This is a genomic window from Gracilibacillus sp. Marseille-QA3620 (assembly GCF_054950035.1).
The window spans coordinates 2,008,049-2,024,516 of sequence record NZ_CM143102.1; the positions used below are offsets into that span (position 1 = coordinate 2,008,049).

Annotated in this window: 21 protein-coding genes; 13 read left to right on the plus strand and 8 right to left on the minus strand. The window is 41.9% G+C overall.

Annotated elements, in window-relative coordinates:
• Nucleotides 1–144 precede the first annotated feature (144 nt).
• Nucleotides 145–609: a GNAT family N-acetyltransferase gene (locus ACY8DX_RS10200; protein WP_462406781.1), complete on the plus strand. Its 465-nt coding sequence runs from the start codon at nt 145–147 to the stop codon at nt 607–609.
• On the opposite strand, the gene ACY8DX_RS10205 is transcribed toward ACY8DX_RS10200, so the two are convergent.
• On the minus strand, nt 606–1,508 hold the full coding sequence (locus ACY8DX_RS10205; RefSeq protein ID WP_462406782.1) for a GNAT family N-acetyltransferase: 903 nt from the start codon (nt 1,506–1,508) through the stop codon (nt 606–608). The genes ACY8DX_RS10200 and ACY8DX_RS10205 overlap by 4 nt on opposite strands.
• 235 nt (nt 1,509–1,743) lie before the next feature.
• Here ACY8DX_RS10205 and ppsA point away from each other — a divergent pair, with 235 nt between their 5' ends.
• A complete protein-coding gene (gene ppsA / locus ACY8DX_RS10210) occupies nt 1,744–4,350 on the plus strand; it encodes a phosphoenolpyruvate synthase (protein ID WP_462406783.1) in 2,607 nt (868 codons plus the stop codon).
• Between the two features lie 179 nt (nt 4,351–4,529).
• Here ppsA and ACY8DX_RS10215 read toward each other — a convergent pair whose 3' ends face one another.
• Both ACY8DX_RS10215 and ACY8DX_RS10220 read right to left on the minus strand, forming a co-directional pair.
• Nucleotides 4,530–5,759 carry an MFS transporter gene (locus tag ACY8DX_RS10215; RefSeq protein ID WP_462406784.1) on the minus strand — a complete coding sequence of 410 codons (1,230 nt, stop codon included), beginning with the start codon at nt 5,757–5,759 and terminating at the stop codon, nt 4,530–4,532.
• A 121-nt stretch (nt 5,760–5,880) separates the two neighbouring features.
• The gene (locus ACY8DX_RS10220) at nt 5,881–7,023 is read right to left on the minus strand and encodes a winged helix-turn-helix domain-containing protein (protein WP_462406785.1); all 1,143 of its coding nucleotides are present in this window, start codon (nt 7,021–7,023) and stop codon (nt 5,881–5,883) included.
• Between the two features lie 157 nt (nt 7,024–7,180).
• Between ACY8DX_RS10220 and ACY8DX_RS10225 the strand changes: the two genes are divergently transcribed.
• The 5 genes from ACY8DX_RS10225 (at nt 7,181) to ACY8DX_RS10245 (ending at nt 9,598) form a co-directional block, all read left to right on the plus strand.
• Nucleotides 7,181–7,516 (plus strand): cupin domain-containing protein, encoded by a 336-nt coding sequence (locus ACY8DX_RS10225; protein ID WP_462406786.1) that lies wholly within the window; start codon nt 7,181–7,183, stop codon nt 7,514–7,516.
• An 80-nt stretch (nt 7,517–7,596) separates the two neighbouring features.
• A complete protein-coding gene (locus ACY8DX_RS10230; RefSeq protein WP_049671016.1) occupies nt 7,597–8,160 on the plus strand; it encodes a DUF4240 domain-containing protein in 564 nt (187 codons plus the stop codon).
• A gap of 44 nt (nt 8,161–8,204) precedes the next feature.
• The gene (locus tag ACY8DX_RS10235; RefSeq protein WP_049671015.1) at nt 8,205–8,627 is read left to right on the plus strand and encodes a GNAT family N-acetyltransferase; all 423 of its coding nucleotides are present in this window, start codon (nt 8,205–8,207) and stop codon (nt 8,625–8,627) included.
• Nucleotides 8,628–8,651: 24 nt separating this feature from the next.
• Nucleotides 8,652–9,167 carry a GNAT family N-acetyltransferase gene (locus tag ACY8DX_RS10240; protein ID WP_462406787.1) on the plus strand — a complete coding sequence of 172 codons (516 nt, stop codon included), beginning with the start codon at nt 8,652–8,654 and terminating at the stop codon, nt 9,165–9,167.
• Between the two features lie 50 nt (nt 9,168–9,217).
• Complete coding sequence (locus ACY8DX_RS10245) at nt 9,218–9,598, plus strand: hypothetical protein (RefSeq protein WP_462406788.1); 381 nt, start codon at nt 9,218–9,220, stop codon at nt 9,596–9,598.
• 42 nt (nt 9,599–9,640) lie between these two features.
• Here the strand turns inward: ACY8DX_RS10245 and ACY8DX_RS10250 are convergent, their stop codons facing one another.
• Nucleotides 9,641–10,258 carry an NUDIX hydrolase gene (locus ACY8DX_RS10250; RefSeq protein ID WP_462406789.1) on the minus strand — a complete coding sequence of 206 codons (618 nt, stop codon included), beginning with the start codon at nt 10,256–10,258 and terminating at the stop codon, nt 9,641–9,643.
• A gap of 302 nt (nt 10,259–10,560) precedes the next feature.
• On the opposite strand from ACY8DX_RS10250, the gene ACY8DX_RS10255 reads away from it, so the two are divergent.
• Nucleotides 10,561–11,115, plus strand: coding sequence for a GNAT family N-acetyltransferase (locus ACY8DX_RS10255; RefSeq protein ID WP_462406790.1), 555 nt, complete (start codon nt 10,561–10,563; stop codon nt 11,113–11,115).
• A gap of 117 nt (nt 11,116–11,232) precedes the next feature.
• Here the strand turns inward: ACY8DX_RS10255 and ACY8DX_RS10260 are convergent, their stop codons facing one another.
• Together ACY8DX_RS10260 and ACY8DX_RS10265 are read right to left on the minus strand one after the other, a co-directional pair.
• A complete protein-coding gene (locus ACY8DX_RS10260; RefSeq protein ID WP_462406791.1) occupies nt 11,233–11,733 on the minus strand; it encodes a hypothetical protein in 501 nt (166 codons plus the stop codon).
• A gap of 114 nt (nt 11,734–11,847) precedes the next feature.
• The gene (locus ACY8DX_RS10265) at nt 11,848–12,162 is read right to left on the minus strand and encodes a hypothetical protein (RefSeq protein ID WP_462406792.1); all 315 of its coding nucleotides are present in this window, start codon (nt 12,160–12,162) and stop codon (nt 11,848–11,850) included.
• A gap of 213 nt (nt 12,163–12,375) precedes the next feature.
• Between ACY8DX_RS10265 and ACY8DX_RS10270 the strand changes: the two genes are divergently transcribed.
• On the plus strand, nt 12,376–12,780 hold the full coding sequence (locus ACY8DX_RS10270) for a GNAT family N-acetyltransferase (protein WP_462406923.1): 405 nt from the start codon (nt 12,376–12,378) through the stop codon (nt 12,778–12,780).
• Between the two features lie 85 nt (nt 12,781–12,865).
• The gene (locus tag ACY8DX_RS10275) at nt 12,866–13,660 is read left to right on the plus strand and encodes an alpha/beta fold hydrolase (RefSeq protein ID WP_462406793.1); all 795 of its coding nucleotides are present in this window, start codon (nt 12,866–12,868) and stop codon (nt 13,658–13,660) included.
• 336 nt (nt 13,661–13,996) lie between these two features.
• Here the strand turns inward: ACY8DX_RS10275 and ACY8DX_RS10280 are convergent, their stop codons facing one another.
• Nucleotides 13,997–14,578, minus strand: coding sequence for a hypothetical protein (locus ACY8DX_RS10280; protein WP_462406794.1), 582 nt, complete (start codon nt 14,576–14,578; stop codon nt 13,997–13,999).
• 182 nt (nt 14,579–14,760) lie between these two features.
• On the opposite strand from ACY8DX_RS10280, the gene ACY8DX_RS10285 reads away from it, so the two are divergent.
• The 3 genes from ACY8DX_RS10285 to ACY8DX_RS10295 all read left to right on the plus strand — a co-directional run bounded on the left by ACY8DX_RS10285 (nt 14,761) and on the right by ACY8DX_RS10295 (nt 15,950).
• Nucleotides 14,761–15,057, plus strand: a complete 297-nt coding sequence (locus ACY8DX_RS10285; protein WP_462406795.1) for a hypothetical protein — start codon at nt 14,761–14,763, stop codon at nt 15,055–15,057.
• A 426-nt stretch (nt 15,058–15,483) separates the two neighbouring features.
• The gene (locus ACY8DX_RS10290; RefSeq protein WP_462406796.1) at nt 15,484–15,828 is read left to right on the plus strand and encodes a hypothetical protein; all 345 of its coding nucleotides are present in this window, start codon (nt 15,484–15,486) and stop codon (nt 15,826–15,828) included.
• A complete protein-coding gene (locus ACY8DX_RS10295) occupies nt 15,825–15,950 on the plus strand; it encodes a hypothetical protein (protein ID WP_462406797.1) in 126 nt (41 codons plus the stop codon). The genes ACY8DX_RS10290 and ACY8DX_RS10295 overlap by 4 nt, the downstream gene beginning before the upstream one ends.
• 102 nt (nt 15,951–16,052) lie before the next feature.
• Here the strand turns inward: ACY8DX_RS10295 and ACY8DX_RS10300 are convergent, their stop codons facing one another.
• A complete protein-coding gene (locus ACY8DX_RS10300) occupies nt 16,053–16,301 on the minus strand; it encodes a hypothetical protein (protein ID WP_462406798.1) in 249 nt (82 codons plus the stop codon).
• Nucleotides 16,302–16,468: the final 167 nt, after the last annotated feature.

A 16,468-nucleotide genomic window follows, 5' to 3' on the forward strand; every position in this document is an offset into this window, starting at 1 on the left:
ATGAGTGGATTTTTTCTTTTATTATCGCACTAAGTGTATTTAAGATCGTTAGGCGGCTATTCAAAGATTGGAATTCAGAAAATTCAGATTAATCTGTTGAAGAATAGTACGCGATAAACCAAACGACATAGGAGGAAGTGAAAGATGGACTATACTTTCACGGTTATGACACAAGAACAGGCAGAATGGATTGCCTATTCATGGCATTATGATGGAGAATACAGCTTCTATGACATGGAGGCCGACCCGGAGGATCTGGAGGAGTTCTTAAACGCGGAAACAAGAGGCGATTCGGTATTTGCGGTAACCTATGAAGAGAAATTAGCTGCCTTTTTAACGGTTGAATTGACCGGTAGCCAGACGGCGGATATTGGCTTAGGAATGGAGCCAGGCTTAACCGGTCAAGGGAAAGGAATGGACTTCCTGCAGGCTGTGATTGAATTTGTCACATTTGAATATGAGGTTGAAAGAATGACCTTATCGGTCGCCGCTTTCAATGTCAGAGCGATAAAGGTATACAGGAAAGCCGGGTTTAAGGATGCTGGGACGTTCCTGCAGGAGACAAACGGGCGTACGTATGAGTTTTTGAAAATGGAGTTAGCTGTTTAGAACTCACATGTGACCGGCATCATGAATAATTCATTCTCAACAAGGATATTGCCTCTGACCATTAATTTAGTCTGTGCTTCACATTCAATCGGTCTAAGATTAGGCGATGGAAAGGCTTCTGGATGAAAGTGATATTCGATTGACGTAAATTCATAGGGAATAAAAGAGCATAGCTGTTCGATTGGAGGAATCGTTTCTCCCATTACATCATATAAGTGCAGGATTCCATTGTTTACCTCAAAAACAAGGATTGTATCCAGTTCCTCTATAAGGTAGAGATTCTCGTAGATTGCTGGATTATAGAAATTGAAGTACAGACAATTCAAATAACGAATAGGAAAGAAAGTGGTGGATAAGATTTTACTGTGTTGAGCGATTTCGTTGAGAAGATCTAAATCTGCCGGATTCGTTAATGGCTCGAGTTTACGTAAAGAGGATGATGAAGCGATTGTCGTATGGGCAAAATCCATTTTAAAGGAATACTGGTTAACCGTTTTAAACCCAAAAGGGATGTAAAGCTCGGGACTGCTCGTATAGAGGATGGATCCTTCATACGTTTGATCTGCATCGTCCAGCATTTTTTGAAACAAAGCCTTCATGAGTCCCTTCCTTCGATAGTCCGGATGCGTCATGACCGATTGAATCCCAATACAATGGATGGATGCACCGTTAATCATCATCGGGAGCGGAAAGGCCGAAACATTTGCAATCGCTTGTTCCCCGTCAAAGAAGCTGTAAGGCATATACTCGTCATTCCACAATCCTTTATCAGAGAAATCGGTCATCAAATTCGGACTGATGCCGAAGACTTGCTCAAATAACGGATATAGCTTCTCGCGCATGCGGATATCATGCGTGTATTTTTCGGCAAATAGGAAGCCGTCTTTTTGAATGGACAATTTGGACACATCCTTAAACTAGTCATTTATGAATACGCTTTGATGGATAGTAAGCCTCTTCATCCTCAAAGGCAGGAGATGAATGGTCCCTCGTCACCCGATCCAAATGGTCGGGAGAAGGAGAATAGAACCAATAGGGTGGTTTTATTTGATTATAGCATCTGAAGCCTGATGGTATGGAATTTTATCCCGTTGTGAATGCCATTGGTCAATTCATGGTTAGGGGAGATGTGAAATGAAATCATTTGTTCTACATTTTCAGGAAATCGATTGGACGAAGCTTCCGCTTGTTGGCGGGAAGGGTGTTCATTTGGCGGAGCTATCGAAAATACAAGGATTATCTGTTCCGGCAGGCTTTTGTGTAACGACGGAAGCTTACCAAAAAGCCTTTGAAAATCATGACACTTTCCATCAGTTATTGGAGCAGTTAACAAAGTTGAACGGGGAGGAGCACACGCAAATCCGTACCCTCAGTAATCAAATCCGTCAGCATATAATGAAAGCTGAGATTCCTCCTTATGTTGAAGAGGATGTCACTCATGCTCTTGCCCAGCTTGGAGCTGAACATGCCTATGCGATACGCTCCAGTGCCACGGCGGAGGACCTCCCGTCTGCCTCCTTTGCCGGGCAGCAGGACACGTATTTGAATATCATCGGTGTTTCGTCCATTTTGCGGCATATCCAGAAATGCTGGGCTTCTTTATACACGGAACGCGCCGTTATTTATCGGCTGCAAAATGGGTTTGATCAAAAAGACGTCTCGCTATCTGTAATCGTTCAGCAGATGGTCTTCTCAAATGCTTCAGGCGTTATGTTCACGGCTGACCCGATGACCTCCAATCGAAAGATTCTCTCCATCAATGCGAGCTTTGGAATGGGAGAAGCGCTTGTTTCCGGCATTGTCTCACCTGATTCCTATCAAGTGAGGGGAACCCAACTAATCGACAAGATGATTGCGGACAAAAAGAAAGCGGTCTATTGTTTGGAGGAAGGGGGCACGAAGACACAGCCGATTGAGCCTGATTGGCAAAAAGTGCAAACATTAACGGACAGCCAGATTATCGAATTAGCACAAATCGGAAGGCAGATAGAGGACCACTTCAGCTGTCCTCAGGATATCGAATGGTGTCTTGTAGATAATACCTTTCATATTGTCCAAAGCCGGCCCATTACCACTTTATATCCAATACCTGAAGCAGCAGACCAGGAAAACCATGTGTACGTCTCGGTCGGCCATCAGCAAATGATGACCGCCGCGATGAAGCCGCTCGGCTTATCCTTTTACCTATTAACGACTCCTGCCCCGATGCGAACGGCTGGCGGAAGATTATTTGTCGACGTCACCCAGCAGCTGGCTTCAAAAGAAGGCAGAGTAATGCTGCTAAACACATTAGGAAAGTCTGATCCGCTCATCAAAGATGCCCTCATCACAATCGTTGACAGGGGAGACTTCGTTAAACTGCTCCCGCAAGACTATTCAGCAATAGCTCCGCTTAGAAAAGGCCCTATGCCAGCTGCGCAGCCGCCCATTGAACCTGGCCCCTCCCTTATTTCAGAACTAATCAATAAGAGTCAAGCATCGATCGAATTATTGAAACATCAAATCCGAACAAAATCAGGGATAGATTTGTTTGATTTTATACAAGAGGATCTCAAGGAATTAAGGAGGGAGTTATTCGCTCCAGAAAGCTTGGCGGTGATCAAGGCGGCGATGGATGCTTCGGCATGGCTGAATGAGCATATGGCCAAATGGTTAGGTGAACCGAATGCTGCGGACACCCTTTCACAATCCGTTCCAAACAATATCACATCAGAAATGGGGCTTGCCCTCTTGGATGTGGCTGATGCGATCCGTCCTTATCCAGAGGTGATAGATTACCTGCAGAACGTAAAAGAGGACCGCTTTTTGGATGAGTTGTCGGAGTTTGAAGGAGGGGCAACGATAAAAGAAGTGCTGGATGATTTTCTCCATAAATATGGAATGCGATGCAGCGGCGAAATTGATTTGACAAGGACGCGATGGAGTGAGAAACCAAGTGCCTTAATTCCGCTTATTCTAAGCAATCTCAAAAACTCCGCTCCCCATGCTAGTCAGTTGATGTTTGAACAAGGAAGAAAGGAAGCTGCTCGAAAAGAGAGGGAGTTATTGACGAGACTGCAGTCATTACCTGATGGGGAACAAAAGATGAATGAAACAAAACGAATGATTGATTTGCTGCGGAATACGATCGGCTACCGTGAATATCCGAAATACTTCATGGTTAATCGCTACTTCATTTATAAACAGGCATTGTTGAAAGAGGCGAAAAAGCTTGAACAGGCGAAGGTGATTCATCATCTGGAAGATGTCTATTATCTTACTTTTGATGAACTGCGTGAAGTGGTTCAAACGAAAGAAATGAATGAAGAAATCATCCGGAAGCGGAAAGAGGAATATACGCTATATAAGAAGTTAACGCCACCACGTGTTATTACATCAGATGGAGAAATCATAGCAGGAGCGTACAAGCGGGAAAGCTTCCCGGTCCATTCTATCCCAGGTCTTCCGGTATCTGCTGGAGTCATAGAAGGCCGCGCCCGCGTTATCTTCAGTATAGAAGAAGCTGATTTGGAGGCCGGAGATATATTGGTGACGGCTTATACAGACCCGAGCTGGACTCCTTTATTTGTCTCCATCAAAGGGTTGGTCACCGAAGTAGGCGGGTTGATGACCCATGGCGCGGTGATAGCACGTGAATATGGGCTGCCGGCGGTGGTTGGAGTGGAGAAGGCAACAGCGCTTATTAAAGACGGACAACAAATCCGCTTGAATGGGACCGAAGGGTATATTGAAATCCTATAATAGTATTTTAAATGGTCAAGAGTAGAAAATTCATTTGTTCATTGCAGCTAAAAGCTAAGGAGTTAGTCTATTTCAGGTTAATATGGCCGATTTTCAATAGGGGAAAATCGGCCAGAAATAATGATGATGGATTTAACGGGTAAAGCCTAGTTTGCTTTTCTAATAGGCGTAAGAAAGTTTCAAGCATTTTCATCTCGATCAACTATTTTCCTATATTCCGACTTCGGTTCGCTTTGCTTCCAAATTAGGTTTTGCAAAAGGATTCCGGACAACCCTATACAAAACAATCCAATGCCAATTGCTTGGAAGGTATTCAGGACGCCAAAATGATGAATCATAAGACCACCAAGGAGCGGGCCAGCAATAAAAAGGATGCTTAAAATAGAATCAAGAATACCAGCGACTCTGCCTACAGCATCTTTAGGCGGTTCAATCTGGATAAGAAAATTGATGGCTGTAACAATCATTCCATTTCCTATTCCCCCGATTAAGGCAAGAATGACCGCTAAAAATATCATGTTGTACTCTTGTAGATAGCCATAACCTCCTGTCATAATCCCAATCAGAAGACTGCCTGTTCCAAAGAACCAACCATACTTGCGGATGCGGCTTAATCCATGCAGAAGCATGACAACCAGGAGAGAACCTAATCCGATAGCTGCAATTGCCCATCCCGTAATTTCTGGGGTGTTAGGAAACACGGTGCTAAATAAAGTGACTATTTGTGTATCAATCATTTGAATGGTGAGTGTACTAAAAATACCAAAAAGGATGCTTGCTCTTAAAGTTTGGTTATTGATAACAATCGTCCAGCCCATCTTCCACGATAAGAAAAAACTAGTCTGTTCGGTAACCTCAGACGCTTCATCATTATCGCGTCCTTTTATTTGAACCCGGCTGAGAATAATCCCAGAAATCGTAAAGGACAAGGCGTTCATGAGGATGGAGAGTTTGGGGGAGAAGATTCCAGCTATAGAACCACCTATAAGTGGTCCAACTACCTTCATCAGCTGAAATAGGCTTCCATTAATGGTGATTGCCTTCATTATGTCTGTATCTCCAACAATATTTCTAATCAATCCTTGCTGGGCAGGCAAGCTAATGACTCCTGCAGTGTTACGTAACAAAAGAATGGGCAGAGCAATAAATGGAGAGGGGACGAAAACGAGACATAAAGTGAGCAGCGCCCGAAACCAGTCAGAATAGATTAAGATTTTCCGTTTATCCATGCGATCGGCCAATACACCAGCAAATTGTCCGAACAGAATGCTTGGAATCGCATAGGAGATGGATATAAAAGCAATCAGGAGCGGGTCTGCATTCCAGGAATAGCGGAATAAAATAAGCATCCCCACGTAATCAAACCAATTCCCTAAATTGGCAAGAGCATTTGCCGTAAAAAATTTCATAAAGTTCCTGTTATGCCATATTGATGCGTGCTTGTTCATCGATTTCCCTCCACGTCATGTTATTTCTTTCATCATAACGAGGGAATGTCAGAGGAATATCAGAGGCCAATTTAGGAATCGTTTATTGAAAATGTGATTTTAGCTGGAATTCAATCTTCGTCTTTAAATCAGGTAATTTGTATTCTCTGTGATACTTGGCCAGCATCTCCTGATAATGCGTATATAAACGGCCATATAGATTGAATTCTTCTAAAAAGAAAAGGATAACTTGGAGATTGATTAGTATACCGGGTATATATTTGGCCTTATGGGACAGTTGGAATCCTTTGTCCACATACTTTTCTCCATTGACGAAATCATTCTTAACAAAGCAGAAGATACCTTGTAGAACAGTGCAGCTTGCCTGTTCCCTAGCATACGGATATGTGGAAAGGGTTTTACTGATATCAATCATCGTATCCTCCATCAAACGACTATCCTTCTGCAGAAGGACAAGGTAGCCTTCTAGAAGAGCAAGAATGGGTAGAAAGCCAACTAGTCTTTTTTCATGAATTTCCTGTTTGGATTGGATAAGAAGATGGAGGGCTTCATCTGTTTGTTTTGTGAATATCAAGAAGGATAAGCGATTCAACAGTGTGATCTCCAGCCTATGATGTTCGGGAAGCTCTTTTGATGATAAGGCACGACAAAAGTAATCGAGACATTTCTGCTTATCCAGCTCCGCAAATGAAAAGATATGAAGATAGTAATAGCATTTTTCCCAAAAAGGAATGTTCTCTTTCTCAAGAAACCAGGCGAAATTTCCCTTCATGAACTGCAAATACATCTGACTGGGTAAATCAAGTTCAAAGCCAAGCAGTGTTTGATTATCTTCCAAAAGCTTTAAGGCATCCCCTTGACCATAAAGATGATACTTATGATAGAGACTGAGGAAATGTGAGGTAATGTCTTTTTCGTGGATTAAGGGATTATCCGGTTCCTTTTTGGTTACAAGGCGATATCCTTGTCCCCGCACCGTTTCAATAAGTATAGCCGGTGCAAGAGGCTGGATTTTCTTTCTGACCCTATATATATGATCATCAATTGTTCTGTCAATCGGTGTTTCTAAGGACCAGACAGCATCTAATAGTTCATCTCTTGTAAAAATCCGAGAGGGGTTCTGATATAAAAATTTAAACAATTGAAATTCCTTCGGTAAGAATACGATCACTTCGGAATGATAATTCACTTTATAGTCGTTTGGTGAAAATTTAACTGTATCCATTTTTTAACCTCTTCAGGATGGTATATTTGTACAACGTTCATTATAGCAAAAAATGGGAATGCATTTTCAATCAAGATAGAATATTTGATTGCATTTTTAGTAGAATCTATTTATGAAGGATGGAAGAAAATGTGTATATTGAATGTGAGGTGTAGAAATGGAAATCATTGATTTCGGAAAAGCGAAGGCTAAGGAGATTACAAACTTTCACTCTTTGAAAGCCTTCTATACAAAAATCACGAAAAGCGAAGCTCCAATAACCATAGGGTTTATCCATATAGAGCAAGGTGGGGTTGTTGGTTATCATCTAGCACCAGTACCCCAGTTATTCATTGTGGTGGAAGGAGAAGGCTGGGTTGAGGGGGAAAATCAAAAAAGGGTGAATGTGAAAAGCGGTGAGGGTGTCCTTTGGAAGAAATGGGAAGGTCATACAAGTGGAAGTGATAGCGGTTTGACAGCACTTGTTCTTGAATCGGAAGAATTAAAACTGTAAATAGAATGGGGTAAAAGGAGGGAGGTAGGAGCATAATGTCGAATTAACTAGCTATAAAGAATAATCAAGGGGGAAATAGGATGGAAGAGAAAGAATTTTGGCGGTTAATAGAAGAGGCGAAGGAACAGGGTGAACAAGAGGAACAAGCTGAGTGGTTATCCGAGCTGCTGATGGAAAGGGGCATAGAGGAAATAGTCGATTTCGAGGCTATCCTGCAGCAGTTCATGAATATGAGCTATACATCCCGCCTATGGGGTGCGGCGTTTGTCTTAATGGGCGGCTGCTCGGATGATGCCTTTGATTATTTCCGTGGTTGGTTAATCGGGCAGGGGGAAGAAATCTTTCATAAAGTAATGGAAGACCCTGAATTTCTAGCTGAATACATCGATGATGATCATCTTGATGAAGAAGGATTTCCTCAAAATGAAGAATTGATTTCTCTTGGCCTGAATGCTTATTTCCTGATTAAAACAGGTGACGATGATTGGGATGATGAGGTACATGATGAGTATCTTCAGGCACTAGAAGAAAAGGGAGTCAATCCTATACCTGAAATAGAATTTGATTGGGAAGAAGAAGATTTGGAAGAGTTATTCCCGGCTCTATGGGAACGATTTGGCGAGGATCCGCTGCCACAGGAATAACCGTCAGTTTAGGAGATATTCGCATACATACCGGAGGTGACAGGATGGAAATTACCCAGGAATGGAAGCAGGAAAATCGTGATTTTATCCGTAAGAAACTAATCGAATATAATCTATCAAAGCTTCCTGATGAGATTAAACAAGCGGTGAATACGATCCATTTTATCCTTCGAGATGAAAGCGGAAAAATAGTTGGCGGTATAACGGGAGACATGGTTTGGTACCGACTGCATATTGATTTCTTATGGGTGGATGAATCGATCAGGGGAAAAGGATACGGGAAAGAATTGCTGGATAGCATGGAGAACTTTGCAAGGGAAAACCATTGCAAACTTATTCAACTGGATACATTCAGCTTCCAAGCGCCTGACTTCTATCAAAAGCATGGCTATGAAGTGATAGGTGTCATTGAAGAGTTTCCAACGAAAGAGCATCAGCAGTATTTTTTCATCAAAAGACTAGATTGAAGCCTATCTGCAGAGGTGTTGAGCTTGAAGATTATCGAAACCGAAAGATTATATTTAAGAGAATTAACAATAGAAGATACATATGATTTGTCGAAGGTACTATCTGACCCAGAGTCCATGAAATATTATCCGGCGCCATTCAGCAAGGAAAAAGTGGAGCAGTGGATTCAATGGAATCGGGAAAACTACATCAAATATGGACATGGTTTATGGGCAGTTATCAGAAAAGAGGATGAACGATTTATTGGGGACTGTGGAATCACGATGCAAACGATTGAGAACGAAACAGTGCCTGAGATTGGCTTTCATATCATGAAGGAATTCTGTAATAAAGGCTATGCCACTGAAGCAGCTAATGCCTGTATAAAGTATGCTTTTTCTGTTGTCGGCTACCCGAAAGTATATGTATATGCCGCATTAACAAATCTTCCGTCACGAAGGGTAGCAGAGAAGATGGGAATGCATGTTTACAAGGAATTTCAGAAAAATGGAGCAAAACAAATGGCGTACGTTACCATCAATCAACCTATGTTCCATTAGCAAGATTCTGTAAAAAAGAACCCAGATACTATTAAAAGGACGAAAGTATAGTGAAAAATAAGTTTGTCATCATTTTATTGATTGTCAGCCTAGGGATAAATATGTATCTGCTGGCGAAGTGGCTGCTCATCGACCAATGGTATGAACCGAATGGAGAAGAGAAGATTATTTTAAGCGAAATGGTACAAAAAACGATTGAAAGTGAAGATTATCAAAAAATAGCGGAGCAAGAGAATATTGTGGCAGTGGATACGAGTATGGATAAAAACAAAGGTGGAGTCTTTCCATACTATTTCATGATAAGTGTCCGTACCGATAAGCAAACCTATCTTTTTTCTTGCCGTAATGAACCATGTACACAAATGGAAAATATAGGTGAAACCTATTCGATTTATCAAGATGAAAAACCATATTTGCCTTTCGGGGATTAGCAGGCAGCTGTCTAGCATGAAGGAAAACCGGTGCATGGATTCTTAATCCCATTGCACCGGTTCTTCAGGATTCTTAAGGCTTCTAAAGGCCATCTCTATTTGAGATCTTGTATTTCGAGCAATTGATAATGCGGGCAGCTCATCTTCCGGGAAGAAATCAATGGCACTTGTTTCAATGCCCTCTGTTGGCTTGCCGCCAATGATTTCACATTGAATAAATAGTTTGTACACATGATAAGGGGAAGGGGGATGCGGATGGCACTTCTTGTCTAGTACACCTAACAGCTTGACGGGTTTCACCTCAAATCCCGATTCCTCTTTAACCTCTTTAACCGCAACTTCCCTCGGTGTTAATCCAATATCAGCCCATCCGCCAGGTAATGCCCAGCGGCCATCCGTGTTTTCCTTCACTAATAAAATCCGATTATCTTTAAAAACGACCGCTCTTATGTCCACTTTAGGTGTTGCATAGCCAGTCTCATTGGCAAATAATTCTCTAATGATGGGTGTATCCATTTCAGTATAGGTAGACATCATTTCAATGCTAATTTCCCTGATCTGTTCAAACCGTTCCATATCATAAACATCCTTTGAGTAGGTCAAGCCAGCCTGTGCAATCGATTGAAGCTGCTTGGCCCAATCCAGCCAATTCGAATCCATTTCTAATCACCGCCATCATAGAATAAACGCAATATTAAGTGTAAATCGTGTGCGATTGGGTGTTCGTCCTCCTATGTATCCATTATAAATGAAAAACAGCTAATGATGAATTTTATCCTTCACCCCCAAATTGACTGAAATATGATAAAATTAACTAAATTAAGAAAAAGGAGGTGCGCCTATGTTATCGATCATTGCTGCTGACCTTCACTCACACCTGTTTAAGGCATGTATATAGGGGGAAGCTGCTAGATCTTTATTGCTTGCTGACCCCTAAATAATTATTTTAGGGGGATTAAAAATTGATTGAACCATTTAACGAGAAATGGCTTAAAGGGAGTTTCGTCACCCTTCGCAGGATGGAAAAGGACGATCGTGAGGCATTTATTGAAATGGAAAGCAATATGGAAAATAGATTATTCATGAATGATGCTATCCCATTTCCTCCGACAGATGATGATCATGATCAATTCCTGAATGGAATCAGCGCTGATAAGGAAGAGTATCTATTTGCCATTGAGCGGATGAATGACCAAGCTTTTATAGGCACAATCTCACTCTACGCCATCAATTGGGTGAATGGCACATGTCATGTGGGGATTTCCATTGGCTCTCCACATCAAGGAAAAGGTCTTGGAACAGATGCCATGAATGCCCTGCTTGATTTCATCTTTCATTATCTTCGTATCAATAAAGTAAAGTTAAGTGTCTTTAGCTTTAATCAAAGAGCCATTCGCTCCTACGAGAAATGCGGTTTTCAGCATGAGGGTGTGTTGAGGCAGGAAATCTTTCGTTTTGGCGACTATCATGATTTAAACGTGATGGGGATTCTTCGAGAAGAATGGAAGAAGAAATAAAGTCGATCTGGCGTCTTCTTTACGGTTTTCGCATCGTTTGTCAATAAGCAAAAGCCGCTTCACAAAAAGGAGCGGCTTTGTTTTTATTCCTTATGCCCCTTCGTTCCATGGACTGATTTAACTGTTTATTTCATACACTAACAAATCAAATAACTCTCCGTCTGTATAAAGCAAAATGGCCCATTCTCCTGCCTTAGGTATTTTCACCGTAGAAGGTATATGAGCATCGGCTCCATTATTGGGCCCGCCAAGATTGATAGTCCAGCCATCCTTTAAAATCTTGTGCACCGTTTTGGATTCTTTATGATAACCAACAACAGTCAAGCTGGTATTTGCCTGTTCATTTCCCCAAAGATGCCACATCCACTTTTGGCCATCTAAGCTTGGCATATCAGCTCCAATGACACCAGATTTATTTTCGTTTCCAATGATCCCTTTGTCGCCAAATTCACCCGCTTTTCTTTCCCAATTGATTTGTTCCAGATCGCTTTCTTGGACATAATCGGGCATATCATCCGGTAAGACAGTCTTACTCTCAACCGTTTTATCACTTGAACATCCGACAACCAAAAGAAGAACACTGAACGAAACAATTATCATTGTCCCTATTCTTTTCACGAAATCCCTCCTTGAAATGAGCTTATTGGCTGATTTTCTGGATGAATCCTATTGTGGATTTTTCATCGGTTGACTGATCATAAATCCTTCTTGTTCATAAAAGGAATCGATGTTTTAAGGGGCAAACTCGATTTGGCCGGTAAACAATAAAAGAATCGTTATGATCCAGAATAGTATGAGAGATAACGAGAGAAGTAAGGAAAGAATGAGGATGGCCTTTTTCTCCGTTTTCTTAATCAAACCTATTATGGATAAAACAATGCCTGCACCTGTTAGCAGCATGGTCATATAATCACCGGCCGCATTCCCAATGTTCGCTATTCTTGTCTGCGGGACAAAGACGGATAAGAAGCAAAGGATTCCAATGATAATCGTTATATAGCTAAGGATGCCATACTTCTTCTTCGGCAGTACTGTTTGAATCTCCAACGATTAACCTCCTTTCGGCTATACTGTCGTCATTCCATCCTATTAGTTATTCGCTTTAGTATGTCAAAAACCTCCTGCTTGTGAAGGATTCATGATCGTTAACGGTTACCGAGTATACTTTTTTTAAGAACATATAAAAGAAGGAGAGGATGGAGCTTGAGGAATTGGGTGGTTATTCCGTATGAACCCCAATATGCACACGAGACAATCAGAATGTGGCGAGATAGCAAGGAACGGGCCATAGGCCAGAAGGAGATTCATGATCTTGATAGTCATCTTTATTTCTTGAATCATATTCTAGCCGATCGCTTTCAAATTGAATTGGCTATAGTTGATGGGAAAGTAGCTGGCATGATTGCCTATAATGAACGCGAGGTGAATCAGCTCTATATTCATGTTGATTGTCAAGGAATGGGAATTGGACAGTCCTTGCTTGAAAAAGCGAAGGTGCTATGCTCTGGACGACTTACCTTATCGACATTTGAAGTGAATGAAAAGGCGAGGCGGTTTTATGAACGGAATGGATTTGAGGTGATAGGAAGAGGTTGTGAGAATGAAGAGAATTTACCGGATATCCAATATGAATGGACCGTGCCTTTACACAATGAAGGTACTTAATTGCGACTGTCTTCGATTTCTTTACATGTATCCCTGCCATCCGGAATAGGGTATTCCTAAGAGACATTCAGATGGGGGAGTGGGTATGGGGTACTATGTGACGGTAGAAAGAGATGTCAATTTATATGTGGAGGATTTAAATCCAAGCGGAAACCGGACGATTGTGTTTCTGCATGGCTGGCCATTGAGCCATAAGCAGTTTGAATACCAGTTTACGATCCTCCCTTCGTTGGGCTATCGCTGTATCGGGATTGATTGGCGGGGATTTGGACAGTCGGACAAACCTGTACACGGGTATCATTTCTCCCGATTGGCGGATGATATTCGGGCCGTGGTGGAGGCGCTAGGCTTAGAGAATGTCATCTTGCTAGGGCATTCAACTGGCGGGGCAATCGCCATTCGCTATATGGCGAGGCATCATGGGTATGGTGTGTCAAAGGTCGTGCTGGTCGATGCGGCGGCACCTGTTGGATTTACGGCTGAAACAGCCCATAGCTTCCTGACTTCTGCTTTGAATGATCGGCCAAAAATGATGCGGGAGGTAACGGAAAGCTTTTTCTTTCAATCTATCACGCAGCCATTTGCGGAATGGTTCCTTCATTTAGGACTTGAGGCAGCCGGATGGTCAACGGCGGCAGTCATCCGAATGCTGAGGGATGAGACACTTTATGAGGATTTAACAGCCATCCAGGTACCGACACTAATCATTCATGGGGTTCACGATAAGGTCATTCCGTTTGCTCAAGCTGAGGAAATGGAACGCTCCATCCCCCATTCAACGCTCGCACCACTTTACTACAGCGGACATGGGGGATTCTGGGAGGAGCGTGCCCATTTTAACAGCCTGCTTCATGAGTTTATCGAGAAGTCATACGCATGAATGGCGGCTGGGACATCCGTATTTCAGCCAATGATAAACCCGAATGATTAGATGATAAAGGAATGAATCTATCGTCTAATTATTCGGGGTTTTTAGTGTTTTCCGTGCATTAGTTGATTGTGAATTTCTATGATTGGTGACTGGTGAAAAGGAGCGTAATGCACTCGACTCCTGGGGAAAGTAGAGGAAAGGATGAGACCCCACAGGCGTAAGTGCCGAGGAGACTCAAGCCTTCCTCCCCACGGAATGGAACGTACCTTTATTTCCTACTGCTATTAAATAGGTGGATTAAGTGACCATTATTCGATTTTTTGTTTTTTCCCAGCCTCCATGATCTTACTCATAATTCTTTCTTGTTCCTCTATGCTTCTTAACGGTTTTCTTCCATTCCTTGTATTCCTCATCCATTTCCTCCGTCGTCGGGAGAAAGTTTTCATCGTTATAGTCCACTCGTTTCCCATACCGGAGCATTTCGTAAATAATCATCCCATTATTCGGTTTCCCGTTGATGGTAATCATCGGGATAGCGTCAAATAAGATGTAGTAAAAGGAATAAAAAACAAAGCGGTCCCAGAATGTCTTATACTCAACGATTATGCCATTAGATATCAATAGATTGATTGTGAAGGCAACGGTCACATTGGCAAGAATAGGACCGGCATAAATACAGACGTAGGCAAATTTATTCTTAATTCGTAAATCATCGTACGAAAACCAACTGTACACATGATAATATTTACGGATATCAAACAGGCCAATCTTAACTATCCTTGGTCCTGAGCCAATCGTCAGTCTAGGATTCACAACACCAAAGAATCCGCTGACGACAAAATACCCGCTCTCACGCAGAAAGATGACGACAGGAAGGATGATGAAGGCCGAAATGATCAGTGAAAGTAAATCAGCTATTCCAAACATTCTATTCACATCCCTTTGTTCTATCCTAAGGCTTATCTACTACTACCCTCCTATAAAACCCTTAATCATCCATACGAGTAAGTGTTCTAATCTCTGAACCTTCTTGTCATAAATGATACACTAGTGAAAGAAAGGCCAGAGATTTGACTGGATACATAAGCACGATGGATGGTGGTGAGAGAATGCTGAAAGGACTTACAGCTCTTAGTTTAGCTGCCCTGCTTTTGGCAGGCTGTAACGATCCCCAATCAGAAGGTCGGGAATATCCTGAGTATGAATTTGTGGAGGAGTATATACAGTACGGCGACTATAAAGCAAAGGAACAGGAGGATGGGGATGGCACACGTGTACTCCTATGGACAGATGAAGATGGGGAACCAGGGTATAAAACGATATTGGTGAAAGAGACAAACCGGCTGAAAATTATCGATGTGAAGACAGAAGAAGTATTATTTAATAACGTAGTGAAGATGCCATAAAAAAGAAAGCACCTTTTCCGAGAGGTGCTTTCTTCATGTGGATAGATTAATTTTGTACAGCATCTAATTTTCCGGCGCATAAAAGTCTAGCGCAATTAGGACAATAGACAGATTTATAGATAAATCCAGTAGATTTAATCCATACAGTCTTCTTGCAGTCAGCACAATGAAGCTTGACTAAAAATCTGTTATTCATTTTACCTTCTCCCCTTTAAGATCGTACCTTTTCTCTTTTTAACAAATGTTTATGTCGAGTAAATGTTAGGTTATTTTTGGTAGACTACAGTTAGAACAGAGCAGACAGGGGAAGGTCGTCCTGTGTTTGATCCCCTGCTTGGTGTCGTTCATCTATACCCACATTAACAAGGATTGGAAACGCATTTTAACATTATAGAAATAAAAAATGACTTTTATTGGGAGTTGAGTTTGATCCATGAGAAAGGAGTGACGACTTTGGAGGTTTCGGATGCATCACAGGAGCAAGCGAGGAGAGAATTGAATAAAGAGGCAGCCTATTCTCTATCCTTAAATAGAAAAGAAACAGACCCAGAGGGATATGGGCGAATGGCGGAAAAAATGATACAGGTAAGTGAGCGGGATGCCGATGGAATAGCCGCCCTCGTTCACGTCTTTCTACAGGAAGACCCGACCTTAACGAATGGAGAAGTGGCGGCAAAAGTGTTGAAGGAGCTGGCCAATTCTCATCCAAATCGTTTCATTAAAAAGCTTGCGAAACGGATGGTGCCAAGGAAGCGGGGGACAGAGAGATGAAGGGGAATGACTATTATGAATGGATAAGGTCAATCGTTTTAAAGGTGACAGCAGACCCGCATGTTCAGGAAAAGTTTTGGGCGTTTTTGATGGCAACGGTTGAGAAGGAACGAAATAAATAAGGGGATGCTTTAGTCAAAGAATATGGCGAGAAAGTGGTACCAAAAAGCCGCCTTCGGAATGAAAGCGGCTGACTGTGTAAGAAATGATTGATATGTATGGTCTTAGCGATTAGGAGTCTTCCTAGTCGTTTTTTTATCAATCAAGTCCGATAAAAGATAGGCTAAGGTTGCGATTGATAAAGCCGGCAGCAAGGAAAGGCTAGATCGCAGTTCAAAGAATACCGTTTCTTCACTTGGATGATGGCTCATAAAATCAGGAATATAAAGTGCCGTTAAAACGATCCCTGAAACGAATTCATAGGCTAGATAGAACAGAACAAAGCAAATAAAAAATAGTAGATATTTTTTCAACAATTTCCACCCCTTTCTTATACTCATACGGAATACTAAGCATAATGTTTCACTATGTCTTTTTCATTCATAAGATAGAACCTGATTGTCTGTCTTATGAGCTTAAAGAGGGGGAAGGTTAGCTCAATAAGTTCAGCTGCATATGATTTATTTAGACTACATCTCGA